This is a genomic window from Secundilactobacillus angelensis, from assembly GCF_012641075.1.
Taxonomy (GTDB): Bacteria; Bacillota; Bacilli; order Lactobacillales; family Lactobacillaceae; genus Secundilactobacillus; species Secundilactobacillus angelensis.
Window position 1 is genome coordinate 1 of the sequence record NZ_JAAXLJ010000005.1, and the last position, 14,023, is coordinate 14,023.

16 protein-coding genes are annotated in these 14,023 nt (G+C 42.9%); 6 read left to right on the forward strand and 10 right to left on the reverse strand.

Annotated elements, in window-relative coordinates:
- Window positions 1-262 precede the first annotated feature (262 nt).
- Window positions 263-1,054 (forward strand): GRP family sugar transporter, encoded by a 792-nt coding sequence (locus HC026_RS03670; protein WP_332871173.1) that lies wholly within the window; start codon window positions 263-265, stop codon window positions 1,052-1,054.
- 264 nt (window positions 1,055-1,318) lie between these two features.
- Here HC026_RS03670 and HC026_RS03675 read toward each other — a convergent pair whose 3' ends face one another.
- Both HC026_RS03675 and HC026_RS03680 read right to left on the reverse strand, forming a co-directional pair.
- On the reverse strand, window positions 1,319-2,509 hold the full coding sequence (locus HC026_RS03675) for an acetate/propionate family kinase (RefSeq protein ID WP_168924646.1): 1,191 nt from the start codon (window positions 2,507-2,509) through the stop codon (window positions 1,319-1,321).
- A 152-nt stretch (window positions 2,510-2,661) separates the two neighbouring features.
- Window positions 2,662-3,303 carry a histidine phosphatase family protein gene (locus HC026_RS03680; protein WP_168924647.1) on the reverse strand — a complete coding sequence of 214 codons (642 nt, stop codon included), beginning with the start codon at window positions 3,301-3,303 and terminating at the stop codon, window positions 2,662-2,664.
- A 162-nt stretch (window positions 3,304-3,465) separates the two neighbouring features.
- Between HC026_RS03680 and HC026_RS03685 the strand changes: the two genes are divergently transcribed.
- Window positions 3,466-4,251, forward strand: a complete 786-nt coding sequence (locus HC026_RS03685; RefSeq protein WP_168924648.1) for a carbon-nitrogen family hydrolase — start codon at window positions 3,466-3,468, stop codon at window positions 4,249-4,251.
- Window positions 4,252-4,313: 62 nt separating this feature from the next.
- Window positions 4,314-4,787 (forward strand): S-ribosylhomocysteine lyase, encoded by a 474-nt coding sequence (locus tag HC026_RS03690; RefSeq protein ID WP_168924649.1) that lies wholly within the window; start codon window positions 4,314-4,316, stop codon window positions 4,785-4,787.
- Between the two features lie 161 nt (window positions 4,788-4,948).
- Here the strand turns inward: HC026_RS03690 and HC026_RS03695 are convergent, their stop codons facing one another.
- The 7 genes from HC026_RS03695 to HC026_RS03725 all read right to left on the reverse strand — a co-directional run bounded on the left by HC026_RS03695 (window position 4,949) and on the right by HC026_RS03725 (window position 10,566).
- Complete coding sequence (locus tag HC026_RS03695) at window positions 4,949-5,149, reverse strand: cold-shock protein (RefSeq protein WP_089089176.1); 201 nt, start codon at window positions 5,147-5,149, stop codon at window positions 4,949-4,951.
- Between the two features lie 297 nt (window positions 5,150-5,446).
- Window positions 5,447-6,124, reverse strand: a complete 678-nt coding sequence (phoU, locus tag HC026_RS03700; RefSeq protein WP_168924650.1) for a phosphate signaling complex protein PhoU — start codon at window positions 6,122-6,124, stop codon at window positions 5,447-5,449.
- A 14-nt stretch (window positions 6,125-6,138) separates the two neighbouring features.
- Window positions 6,139-6,894: a phosphate ABC transporter ATP-binding protein PstB gene (gene pstB / locus HC026_RS03705; RefSeq protein WP_168924651.1), complete on the reverse strand. Its 756-nt coding sequence runs from the start codon at window positions 6,892-6,894 to the stop codon at window positions 6,139-6,141.
- 14 nt (window positions 6,895-6,908) lie between these two features.
- Window positions 6,909-7,709, reverse strand: a complete 801-nt coding sequence (gene pstB, locus HC026_RS03710) for a phosphate ABC transporter ATP-binding protein PstB (protein ID WP_168924652.1) — start codon at window positions 7,707-7,709, stop codon at window positions 6,909-6,911.
- A gap of 7 nt (window positions 7,710-7,716) precedes the next feature.
- Window positions 7,717-8,604, reverse strand: a complete 888-nt coding sequence (pstA, locus tag HC026_RS03715) for a phosphate ABC transporter permease PstA (RefSeq protein WP_168924653.1) — start codon at window positions 8,602-8,604, stop codon at window positions 7,717-7,719.
- The gene (gene pstC, locus HC026_RS03720) at window positions 8,601-9,524 is read right to left on the reverse strand and encodes a phosphate ABC transporter permease subunit PstC (RefSeq protein ID WP_168924654.1); all 924 of its coding nucleotides are present in this window, start codon (window positions 9,522-9,524) and stop codon (window positions 8,601-8,603) included. Before pstC ends, pstA begins: the two co-directional genes overlap by 4 nt.
- 145 nt (window positions 9,525-9,669) lie before the next feature.
- Window positions 9,670-10,566, reverse strand: a complete 897-nt coding sequence (locus HC026_RS03725; protein ID WP_168924655.1) for a phosphate ABC transporter substrate-binding protein — start codon at window positions 10,564-10,566, stop codon at window positions 9,670-9,672.
- Between the two features lie 182 nt (window positions 10,567-10,748).
- Between HC026_RS03725 and HC026_RS03730 the strand changes: the two genes are divergently transcribed.
- Genes HC026_RS03730 through HC026_RS03740 form a run of 3 tightly spaced genes read left to right on the forward strand, consistent with a single transcriptional unit; the run spans window position 10,749 to window position 12,758 of the window.
- Window positions 10,749-11,462 carry a winged helix-turn-helix transcriptional regulator gene (locus HC026_RS03730; RefSeq protein WP_168924656.1) on the forward strand — a complete coding sequence of 238 codons (714 nt, stop codon included), beginning with the start codon at window positions 10,749-10,751 and terminating at the stop codon, window positions 11,460-11,462.
- A 43-nt stretch (window positions 11,463-11,505) separates the two neighbouring features.
- Window positions 11,506-11,973 carry an NUDIX hydrolase gene (locus HC026_RS03735; protein WP_168924657.1) on the forward strand — a complete coding sequence of 156 codons (468 nt, stop codon included), beginning with the start codon at window positions 11,506-11,508 and terminating at the stop codon, window positions 11,971-11,973.
- The gene (locus tag HC026_RS03740; protein WP_232843613.1) at window positions 11,958-12,758 is read left to right on the forward strand and encodes a C39 family peptidase; all 801 of its coding nucleotides are present in this window, start codon (window positions 11,958-11,960) and stop codon (window positions 12,756-12,758) included. Before HC026_RS03735 ends, HC026_RS03740 begins: the two co-directional genes overlap by 16 nt.
- On the opposite strand, the gene HC026_RS03745 is transcribed toward HC026_RS03740, so the two are convergent.
- The gene (locus HC026_RS03745) at window positions 12,755-13,849 is read right to left on the reverse strand and encodes a DmpA family aminopeptidase (protein ID WP_168924658.1); all 1,095 of its coding nucleotides are present in this window, start codon (window positions 13,847-13,849) and stop codon (window positions 12,755-12,757) included. The two genes, HC026_RS03740 and HC026_RS03745, sit on opposite strands and share 4 nt — an antisense overlap.
- Between the last annotated feature and the right edge of the window lie 174 nt (window positions 13,850-14,023).

The window sequence follows — 14,023 nt, forward strand, 5'->3', positions numbered from 1 at the left end:
TAACCTGGATAACCCCATCAGCCCGTTCAGTACCACCTTTAATTTTTACATGTTTATCATCTATGCCTAGCAACAACTTCGTAGTATTATAATTCATAAAGGTATTCCTTCTTTCTAGAAATCTTCGTCGTGGTTGATTTTAATGAATGGGCGGGAATGCCCGTTTTTTTATTAAATTAAATAGTAGTGTAACAAAAAATCTGTTATCAGTAATAGATAAAATCTATTACCAACAACAGATATTGTAGAACCATTATATCCAATCTTTTTAACAAAAATGGGTGGCAATTATTTTCAGCAGTTATTTGGAACAAGTGCCGGTATTTTCTTATTTGCGAGCATTGTTCAGGCGCTTTTTAAGTATCAAATTTCTATAAATGATTTTATGTTATATTTTATTTCTGGACTATTTTGGAGTATCGGGCAGGCGGGTCAAGTTTGGTGCTTTAAAAAAGCAGGTGTCAGTACAATAATGCCTGTAACTACGGCATTTCAAACCATTGGAAATTCATTGATTGGCGGGTGGCTATTCAAAGAATGGGTTGGCGTATTTGATAATTTATTAGGGCTAGCTGCGTTAATCATAATTTTACTAGGTGTTGCCATTTCTAATGGTTTGGTAAAAATTAAGCGTAAAGACATCATGATTTATTTGGTTTTGCTTGTGACAACTATCGGATATTGGGGATATTCTGGTTTCCCGCACTATTGTCATACTAGCGGATTAGCTGGCTTTTTCCCTCAGTCCTTGGGGATGTTCATCGGTGCATCCGTAATTTACTTTGTTGGGCACAAAAAGATATCTGGAAACGACCCATTGGGAATGAGAAATATCATTTCTGGGATCGTATTTGGTGGTGCAGCGTCTACTTACTTGGTATCATTGGGTTTAAACGGGTTAGTAAATGCTTTCGCTTTATCACAACTAAATGTAGTGATTGCGACAATGGTTGCAACGATAATTCTGAAAGAAAAACAAAAAAGCCAAATTATTTCAACATTAGCAGGGTTAGTTATTTTAATTTTTGGGGTGTTTATGATGGTAAGCATCTAGTAGTTAAGTAGGTTGATTCACTACAGAAAATAGCTTCAATGTTGTACTTGATTTAAAAATTCAGGGGTATAAAAAAATCGTCAGGAATTTGAAAGTTCTCGACGATTTTTTATGGTCCCAAAAATCAAAATACAGCCAATGTACATTTGGGGATGATTCAAGTGCCAAATCTTTCAAAACAATACCCTATAATATCACTTAATTTCCTCAAATAGCGGTACGCTCCAGATAACAACGCAGCGTTAACATTTTAATTTTAAGTGTTCACTTTTGTGTCAGTCGTTGCACATCCCGGACAATCATCAACTCTTCGTTGGTTGGGACCACCATGACTGTTACTGGGGCACTGTCAGGACTAATAACTTGTTCTTTGCCACGAACTTGATTACGATCGTGGTCAATTTGAATCCCAAAGTAGCTTAACTGATCCGCAATTTTGGCACGCATATCAATCCCGTTTTCTCCGGAACCAGCAGTGAACACTAAGGCATCTAAGCCGTTTAATTCAGCAATATATGAGCCGATATACCGAACGATTCGGTTGGCGTACATGTCCAACGCTAATTTTGCTTGTGGATTAGTATCCTGTGCCGATTCCAAATCACGTTGATCGGGCGATAGTTGAGAGATACCCAATAACCCTGATTGATGATTTAAAATATCAATCATTTCGCTCATTTTGACGTGTTTTTTCTCAGCTAAAAATGAGACCAACGAGGGATCGATGTCGCCAGAACGAGTCGCCATCATGACACCTGCCAGTGGTGTGAATCCCATGGAGGTATCAATGACTTTGCCATGATCAAAAGCGGAGATTGATGACCCAGATCCCAAGTGTAACGTAATCAGTTTGAGATCAGACAGGGGTTTACCTAATAGTTCAGCAGCCCGAGCAGAGACGTAGCGGTGGCTTGTGCCATGAGCGCCATATTTACGGGCACCATACTCTTTGTAGTATTGATAAGGAATCGGGTATAAAGCATTGATTTTAGGCATGTCGGTGTACAGTGCGGTGTCAAATACGGCTACTTGGGGCACGTTTGGCAGTAGTTGCTGAAAGATTTCAATGTATTCGGCTTCAATTGGATTATGCAACGGCGCATATTGAGCGAGCTCATGAATTTGTTTCAGTGCAGCGTCATCAACAACCGCGGAGTCTGAGAAAATTTCTCCACCAGCTACGATTCGGTGACCAATACCAGCAATTTCATGCAAATGTTTGACGATTCCAGCTTCCTTCAAGTGGGAAAGCACCATCGCAGCGGCTAATCGATAGTCAATATTGTCCTGCGTTTCCTCGAACTTATCACCATCTGGTCGTTTAACTGTAAAAATGGAACCGGGTAAATTCAAGCGGTCAACTAAACCGGAAGCAATCACGGTTTCGTCAGGCATTGAAAAGAGCTTCCATTTTAAAGTTGAACTCCCTGCATTGACTGCTAATATTTTCGTCATCTTATTTCCACCTCGTTGTTTTCTATAACTTAAACATAAGTCTAGTCTAGCGAAGTGTGAAACCGTTTTCAAGCAAAAGCAAAAAAAGATTCCGCTGGTATACCGGAATCCTTGGTTCTTCTCGACTTCAGAGTTGAAAGCGTATTGGAAGACTATTGATTATAAGCCTCTACGATAACTTCATCAGGGTAAACTGTTAATTCAGATATGCCACCGTTTTGCGGATAATTACCCTTGGTATCGACGCCGAGATAATCGATGATCGTACGAATGATAGTGCCATGACTGACCAGCAGAACTGATTCGCCGCTTTGACAGTGATCACGCAGTACTTTGAAGCCAGCTTTAACCCGTGAAATCACCTCGTCATAATCTTCCGCAGTGTGAGAAGGGTCGCTTTCTTTCATTGCTTTGCGAGCCTCTCTAAGCCCGCCAATTTCGAGGAGGTCGGCTTGGCTATTCTTACCATAAGGAGAGGCAATCCCCGCCCAAATGTCATCGGAATTCAAACCTTCGAAGAACCCAAAATTAACTTCACGGAATTCTGGCAGTTGATCAATCTCAGTGGGTGTCTGCTGGAGCTGGTTCAAGATGATGTTGCGGGTACTGATGGCCCGGCCAAGATCTGATGAAAAAGCACGGTTAATGACAGCTCCTTGTAATTTTTCTGCAGCTTGTCGAGCTTGCGTGATACCCTCTTCAGATAGGTCAGAGTCGATCCAGCCTTGCATCCGGTTGAAACTATTTAACATCGTGCTGCCGTGACGAACCAGATATACCGTAAATGAATCCATATTGATGACCTCTTTCAGATGTAATTTGTTATTATTGTGACGGAAATTGAACTAATGTGCAACCACGACTTATTTTTGAGAAATTTAATTGAAATCCAATTTTGGGTATTTGATAACTGAGATATCAGTATTATACTAAAAAGGATATATGGAGGCGTAGGCATGAAAATAACTATTTCACTAGCACAAATGGATATTAGTTTTGGCGAACCTGCCGCAAATTTTTCTCGAATTGAATCGTTTGTTTCCCAGGCGGCACTTGAACAAGCAGACATCGTTGTTTTCCCAGAAATGTGGAATACCGGCTATGATCTCAGTCGTTTTGATGATATTGCCGATGTTAATGGTGCCCAGACAATGCACGTCATTCAGGCGCTGGCTAAAAAATACCACATTATGATACATGCTGGATCAGTGGCTACTAAGCGAGATAATCAATTTTTCAATACCACGTATGTTGTTGATGAAAAGGGCGGGCTGCTGACAACGTATGATAAGGTTCATTTATTTGGTTTAATGCACGAAGATGAATTTTTGGCAGCCGGTGATCACAAAGATCGGTTCGAAGTTAAGGGAACACCAGCGACGAGTGTTATCTGTTACGACATTCGCTTCCCCGAATGGCTCAGAACCTTATCCTTAACAGACAGCCGCATCATCTTTGTGCCTGCTGAATGGCCGACATCACGGATGCCACAATGGCGAAAGCTCTTAGCGGCTCGTGCAATCGAAAATCAAAGTTTTGTCGTCGGTGTTAACCGGGTAGGTGCGGATCCTGAAAACCGCTTTGGCGGCAATTCTGTGGTGATTGATCCACTTGGTAACAACGTCTTGTATTTGGGTCATGAAGAAGAGTTAAAGACGGTCACGATTGATATCAGTGCAACCGATAAGGCTCGTGGTTTTATGCCGGTGTTTGCTGACCGGCGTCCTGACTTGTACGAATAACATGAATCAGAAATCAGCGGTATAATAAATAGTGCACGATATAAAATTCAAGGAGGATTCTCATGGCAAAAGTAGAAAGCTTTCAATTAGATCATACTAAAGTTAAGGCGCCGTATGTTCGTTTGATTACGGTGGAAAAAGGGCAAAAGGGCGATGCAATTTCGAATTTTGATTTACGGTTAGTTCAACCTAACGAAAATGCAATTCCAACCGCTGGCCTCCACACAATTGAACATTTATTAGCAGGTTTATTGCGTGACCGGATGGATGGTGTTATTGACTGTTCACCATTTGGTTGCCGGACTGGGTTTCATCTGATCATGTGGGGTGAACCAACAACTACTGAAGTTGCCAAGGCGTTAAAGAGTTCACTGGCACAAATCGCTAATGATATCAAATGGGAAGACGTTCCTGGCACGGACATTACCAGCTGTGGTAACTACCGTGACCATTCATTGTTCTCAGCTAAGCAATGGTCTCGTGATATTCTTGAAAAGGGTATTAGTGACGACCCATTTGATCGAAATGTCATCTAGAAATTAAATATGGACACACAAAAATAGGCATTCTCATAATCTGGGAATGCCTATTTTGTGTCCAACCGCAACAACCGCTTGCTTTCTCTGATCGAATCATGAAATAACAAAAAAAGAGTTCATCGACTAAATCGATGAACCCTTCTTATGGTTTAAACGAATTAAGCAACAGTAACGTTGGCTGCTTGTGGGCCGCGGTCGCCTTGTTCTACGTCTAAGGTTACATGTTGACCTTCTTCAAGAGTCTTGTAACCATCAGCATTGATAGCTGAGAAGTGAACGAAAACGTCTGAGCCGTTTTCCAAAGTGATGAAGCCGTAACCTTTGTCGCCGTTAAACCATTTTACAGTACCTTGTTCCATAAGAGTGAAACCTCCGAGCGCATAGCGCAATATATTTGTGTATCTGAAACTTTAGAAATCGGGGAAGTCATTCTTGCGAACGTCGTACCAAAATTCCGAAGCATTAAATACATTAGTTATAAGATTAACAGCTATTGGCGTGAAAAGCAAGGGTAGTAACTTAATTATTTGAAAATATCTAGTATTTTTGGAGATTCAACGGGCTCTTTATCACCGCTGTTACGGGATTCATATCGTTAAGTGGAATATAAAAATTTAATTGAACCTATTTTTTGTGGAAATGATGATCTGCAATTCTTATCCGTTTGGATGCAAGCGTCCCTGATTTAATTCCACAATTTCACCGGTTTGGTTGTAAACCATTTCTTCAGCTAAATTAACGATTCGATCGCCGATGCGTTCTAACAGCTTTGTAACCATCAGATAGCTAGCACCCGCTTCAGCAACAGAAGGGTCAACTTGGATTGCTGCAGTGATGTCACGACGAATTTGATCGAACTTAGCATCCACATCCTGATCTTGGTTGGCGACTGCTTGTGCTGACTGCATGTCAAAACTTTGTAAAGCGGCGAGCGCTTCTTTTAACATCGTGCGAATCATGACAGTTAGTGCGGCGATGTCTGTTTCCACATCTTTGTTGCGTTGCGACCCCTTAACACGGATGGTTTCCAAGGCAATTCCGGTGGCGTGATCACCGATTCGTTCTAAGTCAGAACTGGCCTTTAAAATGGTGATGACGTGTCGGAAATCGTCAGCGACCGGTTGTTGTAGGGTCATCAACGTGAGGGCTTGTTTTTCAAGGTCAACCTCGTTTGTATTGATAGAATTGTCTTGCTGAACGAGGGATTGCGCGGCGGCTTTATCGTGACTAATGTAGGATTCAGTGGCTTGTTCAATTTGCGCACTCACAGCTTCTCCCATTTCAGTAAAAACCGAGAATAGTTTTTTGAGTTCGGTTGTAAAAATATTATTCATTTTATTTTTCACTCCTAACCAAATTTACCGTTTAGATAGTCACTAGTATCCTGCTTTTCGGGGTTCGTAAACATTTTACTCGTGTTGTCATATTCCACTAGGTTCCCATTTAGCATAAAAGCTGTGCGGTCTGCTATTCGTGAGGCCTGCTGTAAATTATGGGTCACAATGATGATGCAGTATTCTTTCTTTAGCTCTAATAAAGTGGTCTCAATTTGAGCACTCGAAATAGGATCTAAAGCACTAGTAGGTTCATCCAACAAAATAATATCGGGTTGAACGGCCAATAATCGAGCAATACAGATTCGTTGCTGCTGTCCCCCAGAGAAAGACATGGCACTTTTATTGAGGTTGTCTTTGACCTCATCCCAAACTGCTGCTTGTTTCAGGGCTCGTTCGACTTGTTCATCGAGAAATTTTCGGTCACTATGACCAGTGAGTTTTAACCCATAAGTCACATTTTCATATACGGAAAATGGGAAGGGGTTCGGCTGCTGAAAAACCATTCCAATCTGTTTACGCAACTCAACGAGGTCGATTGTGGATGCGTATATCTCACGTTCGTGGAACTGAAAACTGCCAGTGATGGTCGTATTGGGAATTAAATCGTTCATCCGGTTTAGGCAACGCAGAAAAGTCGACTTGCCACAGCCAGAAGGCCCAATCAGTGCGGTGATGCTATTATCTTCAAAATCCAAATTAACACCGTGTAAGGCTTCTTTTTTACCATAGGACAAGTGAACGTCTTTTGTTTCGAGAATGATAGACATGACGTGATCCTTTCTTAACCAAAGTTACCAGTGACATAATCATGGGTTGCTTGAATCATTGGCGTTTGGAAGATTCTTTCTGTTCGATCATATTCAAGCACGTGACCCAGATGGAAAAAGGCAGTGTAAGTACTGATACGCGAAGCCTGTTGCATATTATGAGTCACAATAATGATGGTGTAGTTCTTGGCAAGCTCTTTGAGCGTAACTTCCAGTTTGGTTGTTGAAATTGGGTCTAAAGCACTAGCGGGTTCATCAAGCAATAAAATATCCGGTTTCATCGCAATTGCACGGGCAATGCATAGTCGTTGCTGCTGGCCACCAGACAAGGCCAGCGCACTTTTATTCAAATCATCCTTAACCTCATCCCACAAGGCCGCTTCCTTCAAACTAGTTTCGACTCGCTGCTTGAGTTCTTGTCGGTTGGTGATGCCTTGAGCCTTAAGGGCAAAAGTAATGTTTTCCGAGATGGATTTTGCGAATGGGTTGGGCTTCTGAAAAACCATCCCAATGTGCTTTCGAACCTCATAGACGTTAACTTTCGAATCATTGATGTTTGTATGACGATAAATGATTTCACCTTTAATACGCGCAATCCGATCGTTTAGACGATTAAGTGATCGTAAATATGTCGACTTTCCAGAACCTGAAGCACCAATCAAAGCGGTAATCTGAAACCGGGGGAAACTCAAACTAGCATCAGACATGGACGCGTGTTTACTGTTACCGTAATAGACTTGTAATTGATTAGTCGATAGCGCGATTTCTTCAGCTGGCGTAACAATGTGAGTTTGACTTAAATCGTAGGCTTGCATAGTAAATTTACTTTCCTCCAGTCATTTTTTTATACATCTGATTGCCAATCGCACGGGCACCAAAGTTGAAAATTAAAATGACAATGATCAAGACTGCTGATGCGCCGGCAGAAATACTGACGGCATCAGGTGTTACACCTTCAGTATTTACTTTCCAAATATGAACAGCCAACGTTTCAGCCGGCCGCATTGGGTTGAGAAAACTACTACTAGAGGTTGGGTTCCAGTTCGAATAATCAAGAAGAGGGGCACTTTGACCAGCTGTATAAATCAGAGCAGCGGCCTCACCGAAAACACGACCAGCGCTAAGGATGATACCGGTGAGGATACCCGGCAAGGCAACTGGCAGGATGATGCCACGGATCGTTCGCCAATTGGAAAGACCCAGTGCACTTCCTGCTTCTCGTTGACTATTTGGGACAGCGTGCAGTGATCCCTCAATACTCCGAACTAAGAGTGGCAAGTTAAAAAAGGTTAAGGCAATCGCCCCAGACAAAATCGAGAAACCCATGTGAAATTCAATGACGAATAAGAGGTAACCAAATAGTCCGACCACAACGGATGGTAACGAACTCAGTACTTCAATTGCGGTGCGAATTAGGCCGGTGAACCAATTATCGCCGGCGTATTCCGACAGGTAGATAGCAGACCCCAGTGCTAAGGGGAAGGAGATAATAAGAGTCAATACGAGCAGGTAGAGCGAGTTAAACAGTTGATCACGAACACCACCACCAGCACTAAAAGAACTGGAGGGTGAAGTTAAGAAGTGCCAACTGATGTGAGGAAAGCCACTGAGAACAATGTCACCTAATAAAAAGAGCAATATCAGTACAACGATTCCTACTAGGAGATTGATTAATTGAGTTGCAATCCGGTCAGATTGATGTGGTGTCATGATTTAATTTCGCCTCGCTTTCCGATATAGCGGATGATTAGGTTAAACACTAGGGACATTAATAATAGAATCAGTGCCAATGACCAAAGAGCGTTGTTCGGTAAGGTGCCCATGATCGTATTCCCAATGTTGGTAGTTAATTGGCTGGTCAATGTGGCCGTTGGGGTGACTAGATTGTGTGGCATTAACACCGCATTCCCAATCACCATTTGGACGGCTAGTGCTTCGCCAAATGCGCGGGCCATTCCAAAGATGACGGCGGTTAATAAACGGGGCATGGCTGCCCGGAGTAGTACTTTGTAAATGGTTTGAAAGCGGGTTGCTCCCAGTGCGAGCGAGGCTGAACGAAAATAGGCAGGAACCGCTCGTAAAGCATCAACTGCTAGTGAAGTAATGGTCGGTAATACCATTACGAATAAAACGATGGTCCCAGCCAGGATTCCCGAACCAGTGCCACCAAAGATGTGACGGATGGCTGGCACAACAACGGTCAAGCCAATGAACCCATAAACGACGGATGGAATACCGACTAGCAGTTCAATCACAGGCTGGAGAAACTTAGCGCCATTTTTAGGGGCAATATCGGTCATGAAAAGGGCTACTGCAATTGCAAACGGTGTGGCTAACAGAGCTGCCAAAATGGTGACACTAAAGGATGTCACGATCATGGGCAGTGCACCAACTTGTGGTTGACCATGATCGTTCAACGTTCCGGGATTCCATTCTTCGCCAGACAGAAATTGCCAGAGGTTAACGTGGTTGGTCGTAAATGTTGCCACTCCACGAGAAGTAATGAAATACAGAATGCTAATGACAAGGATAATGATTGCTGCAATGCAGGTATAACTGATGATTCGGCCGGTAATGTCTTCACGAGATGCTTTGGATGGCGACATTAATTTTTTTTGAATATCATCCATTACGATCGTTCCTCCTAATATCATGATGTACTTGTTTCAACGCCAGCAGGAACGATGAAATTCGAGCTGGTTTCCCATAGACAAGCGGAAAATCAAGGCTAAATGTTTCGCCTGATTTTCCGCTTATAGGGCATGTGTAAAAGATTTATTTTGTCACAACGTTTTTAGCGTTCTTAGTTACTTTCATGTCATGAATGCTGATGTAGCCAAGTTTGTTGACTAAGCTGCCTTGAACCTTGTCAGAACTCATGTATTTTAAGAAACCTTCAGTTGCTTTATCAGGTTGACCCTTCGTGTACATGTGTTCGTATGACCAAATCGTCCACTTGTTAGATGTCACGTTTTTATCGGTTGGTTTTACATTATCAATGGAAAGAGCTTTAACTTTTTCGTTCACGTATGAGAAAGCTAGATAACTGATCGCACCAGGTGTTGATGAAACCAGTTTTTGAACGGTACCGTTGGAATCTTGTTCCTGAGAAGTAACGGCCTTCTTACCTTCAAGTACTGCCCCTTCAAAAGTTGCTCGAGTACCTGAACCCTGGGCGCGATTGATGACAGCAATCTTTTGATCCTTGCCGCCAACTTGTTTCCAGTTGGTGATTTTACCTGTGAAGATGTCACGTAATTGTGCCATGGATACGTTGGTTACACCAGTACTAGGGTTAACAACCGGTGCCATACCTACGACAGCAACCTTGTGGTCAACTAATTTGTCCGCCTTGATGCCTGATGACTGTTCCGCAAAAATATCTGAGTTACCAACTTGAACTGCACCTTGTTGAACTTGGCTTAAGCCGGTACCCGACCCCCCACCTTGAACGGTGAGATTAACGTTCTTGTTTGAAGCCTGGTAATCCTGGGCTGCTTGTTCAACTAATGGTTGAAGAGCAGTTGAACCAACAGCAGTAATCTTCGTGACCTTTGCAGCTTTAGTATCATCAGAAGCTGACTTCTGACTAGACTTCGAACCACAACCTCCTAATAACAGGCCAGTGAGACTAAAAGCAACTAACGTGGAAACCAGAGTTTTCTTATGCATGAGCATATTCCCCTTTAAATGGATTGTGTCTTAGAAGGATTAATTCCTAAGCACAAGGTCAGTATAAAAGGTCTGCGTAAAGTTAATGTATAGGTCATGTAAAGTTTATGTAAAACGGGTTTTGTTGGGCATGAAAACGTGGGATAACTATGGTAACAACCGAAATGAAAAGGGGAAGCCTCATGGAAAAAAGCATTTTGCTGGTTAGTGATAACGCTAATCTCTTAAAACGATTGAGACAAATTATGGCTGATTGGCAGGTGATTAGCAGCCCAACGTATTTACCAGACTTCTTATTAAACCGTGATAACCAAACTTTAATTATTTTGGACTTAGACCATTTCTTTTCATTAGGGCATCGAATCGACACGCTGATTTTGATGCGTCAGCAGTTTCGTGGGCCACTATTAGCGATTCACAGGAAAAAACTAGGGATCAGTATGCTCTACGATGTGTTTGATCGTTACCATTTTGATGAACTACTCTCTCTAGAGATGGGGAACCGTGAATTACGCGCCCGAATTCAGCAAAAGATTTGGCGTTGTTATCAGCCACAATCAGAAAGCCGAGAAATGCTTAACACCGGACGGCTGCAAGTCGATTTTCAACACTATATGGTCACCATCAACGGTCGTCAGCTAACCATGGGCCCAGTGGATTTTCGGCTACTAGTCTACTTCATGCAACATGAAAACGTAGTCCTAACACGGAATCAGATTGCTGAAAGCGTCTGGCGTAACGGCCGAGACTCTACGCTGCGTTCGATTGATTCACACATCAGCAAACTACGAAAATTGATTGAGATTGATGCTAAAAATCCTCAATGTTTAAAGACGGTTCGCGGCTTTGGTTATATCTTTAAAAGTCCAAGTGAAGAGGCACAAGCCAGGAACTAACTGCTATAATAAGACCGAATAGTATACTTGAAAGGATGGTTTTATGGCGGACTATATTCACGAGATAAGAGCATTAGTCGGACACCGGCCAATGATTTTGAATACTGCAGCGGGTGCTTTACTGGACGAGGATAATCGATTGCTGCTACAAGAACGGGCTGATACAGGCGACTGGAGCTTCCCAGGTGGCTACATGGAATTTGGTGCCAGCTTTGCCGAAACCTGCCAGCGTGAATACCTTGAAGATGCTGGTATTGAAGTTGAACCGGTTAAACTGATTCAGTTATTTGATAAGGATTTTTATACTTATCCTAATGGTGATCAAACGCAGCTTATCACGGCGCTGTATTTAGTTCGCCAAACGGGTGGCAAACCACTGGATCACGTTACTGATGAAACCAAACAAGTTAGGTATTTTGATCTAGATAACTTGCCGACTTTATTTAATGATCAGTCTAAGAAAATGGCACAAGCGGTCATTGACGAGGTGAACTCATGGCAGGCCGGCTAAAGTTAGCACCACACCAACCCAAGCAACATGATGCTTATGTGATCAATAACCAGACCGCAACCTTAACTGCAGATGGCAGTCATGGCATACAGCTTGATTCTGGGACAATGGTTGAAGTGACGCGTGAATTTACGGATGACCACGGTGAACATTGGTATCAATTAAGTGACGGTGACTATGTATTGAAAAATGCCGTTACTTTGGCTCCGAGCTTATGGCGATTAGCCCTCGAAAAAGGTCAGCAACTTGTTAATCTTCATGCCGAAAACATCAACCAAATTTGGTGGGGAATGCCCAACGGCTGTGAACCTGCAGCACTGCTTGAAGGCTTGCACGTTAAGAATTACGCGATGACATTTGATTATTTAAGTTTTTTAAAGGAGATGCCCAGGGCGGCTGACTTTAACCCTTACCATGGGTTTGGTGGAGAACCTGATCAGGATGTCCCCGGACACTTTGAAGCGATTTTTCCGGAGCCGTTAGTTGAATGGGCAAAAAGATATGCCCCGGTCACGAATTTGAGTGGTTTACCTGCTGAAGAATTCCCACTTCATTTACAACAAAAAAAGCCCATCGTGGCTTACGTCACGGTGGGCTTTGAACAACCAGAATGGTCACAATATTCTTTCGGTCAAGCGTTAAGTAATAATCACGCGGTGCTAGTTGACGGCTGCTTTGGTAAACTTTTGCACGTTTCTGACCCGATAGATGGCCGTTACTGGCTGAGTATCACTGACTTTAAGACGGCTTATAATGCACGTCATTGGGCTGTCGAAATTAATTAGATGCCTAGCTGAGTTTGCAGCCGAGCAACTTCAGGATCTTGATAGTGAGTTTGGTAGCCCTGTAAGGCATCTTGCAAACTGAGACGGGGATTACCTTTACGATCATTTAGAGTTGTTGCGTGTGTTAGCACACTTAAAATGGCTTCTTCGACCACTGAGACCGTCATCCGGAAGTAACGGTCAATTTTATCATCTGTGATGGCGGCCTGCGAAGACAGCTCGGTTTTGGGATAGTGGGAAATGCGGTTGGCGGTGGAAAACGCTAAGACAATTTCACCACTACCGTTGCCAATAAAGGCACCGGTACGAGTGATGCCAACGCTGGCACGTTTAGCGATCCGGGTTAATTGACGAGAATTGAAGGGAATATCGGTTGCCAGAATGGTGACGATACTGCCCTTTTCTTTTTGCTTTTTTTCAGCATTAAAGGCCGCTAATTTTTCACCTACTGGCACGTTATAGATGTTAAGGTCTCGCAGAAAACCATAGTTTGATAATACCAGTGCCCCCATTGTAAAGGACTTGCCATCAATCTTGATGACCCGGCTGGCAGACCCGATACCACCCTTCAAATCATAGCAGCTCATACCAACACCGGCGCCAACGGTTCCTTCCTCGAAGGACTGACCAGTATGATGCAGTGTTTTCAATACGTCTTCCTTGGTGATAAAAACATCACGAATGTCATTAATATCGCCGTCGTTGCACTCCATGATGACGGGATTAACGGTACTGGTGGTATCGCCAATCGCAGGGTTTTCAGCCATCATGTCTTCTGCTAGTGCGGTTTCAGCGGTACCAACGGCAAAAGTATTCGTGAGGACAATCGGCGTTTCAAGTGTGCCTAATTCGTTGATTTGAACGAGACCGGTACTCTTACCGAACCCGTTGATGACGTGAGCGGCAGCGGGTAGCTTGTTGAGAAAAACGTTGTCGGTGGTTGGCTTAACTACCGTGATACCGGTATGGTGGGTGCCACTGTTAAAAGTTGTTTGTCCCACGGTCACGCCGGGCACGTCGGTAATCAAATTTAACGGTCCACGAACTGAATCTGTGCTAATGGTGTCTAAAAAGGGTTTTGAGAGTCCCAAAATAGTGCCTCCTCTTAATAATGACGAATTAAAACTTCAATAAATGATAAAACGGTGAGATAATCTAACTCATTATAGCAATTATTTATTGGTAATGGCACAGTTTACGACCAATATACTTGCCATTGTTTTCCATCAAACAGCCGTAAAACAATAAATTTTACGTCAGAATGT

Coding starts and splice junctions, on each gene's coding strand:
- HC026_RS03725 (WP_168924655.1), bottom strand. CDS start 10,566: ATGCATAAGAAAACTCTGGTTTCCACGTTAGTTGCTTTTAGTCTCACT.
- pstA (WP_168924653.1), bottom strand. CDS start 8,604: ATGACACCACATCAATCTGACCGGATTGCAACTCAATTAATCAATCTC.
- pstC (WP_168924654.1), bottom strand. CDS start 9,524: ATGGATGATATTCAAAAAAAATTAATGTCGCCATCCAAAGCATCTCGT.
- pstB (WP_168924651.1), bottom strand. CDS start 6,894: ATGTCTATCATTCTCGAAACAAAAGACGTTCACTTGTCCTATGGTAAA.
- HC026_RS03740 (WP_232843613.1), top strand. CDS start 11,958: ATGGCAGGCCGGCTAAAGTTAGCACCACACCAACCCAAGCAACATGAT.
- HC026_RS03695 (WP_089089176.1), bottom strand. CDS start 5,149: ATGGAACAAGGTACTGTAAAATGGTTTAACGGCGACAAAGGTTACGGC.
- HC026_RS03730 (WP_168924656.1), top strand. CDS start 10,749: ATGGAAAAAAGCATTTTGCTGGTTAGTGATAACGCTAATCTCTTAAAA.
- HC026_RS03690 (WP_168924649.1), top strand. CDS start 4,314: ATGGCAAAAGTAGAAAGCTTTCAATTAGATCATACTAAAGTTAAGGCG.
- HC026_RS03675 (WP_168924646.1), bottom strand. CDS start 2,509: ATGACGAAAATATTAGCAGTCAATGCAGGGAGTTCAACTTTAAAATGG.
- HC026_RS03685 (WP_168924648.1), top strand. CDS start 3,466: ATGAAAATAACTATTTCACTAGCACAAATGGATATTAGTTTTGGCGAA.
- phoU (WP_168924650.1), bottom strand. CDS start 6,124: ATGAATAATATTTTTACAACCGAACTCAAAAAACTATTCTCGGTTTTT.
- HC026_RS03680 (WP_168924647.1), bottom strand. CDS start 3,303: ATGGATTCATTTACGGTATATCTGGTTCGTCACGGCAGCACGATGTTA.
- pstB (WP_168924652.1), bottom strand. CDS start 7,709: ATGCAAGCCTACGATTTAAGTCAAACTCACATTGTTACGCCAGCTGAA.
- HC026_RS03735 (WP_168924657.1), top strand. CDS start 11,506: ATGGCGGACTATATTCACGAGATAAGAGCATTAGTCGGACACCGGCCA.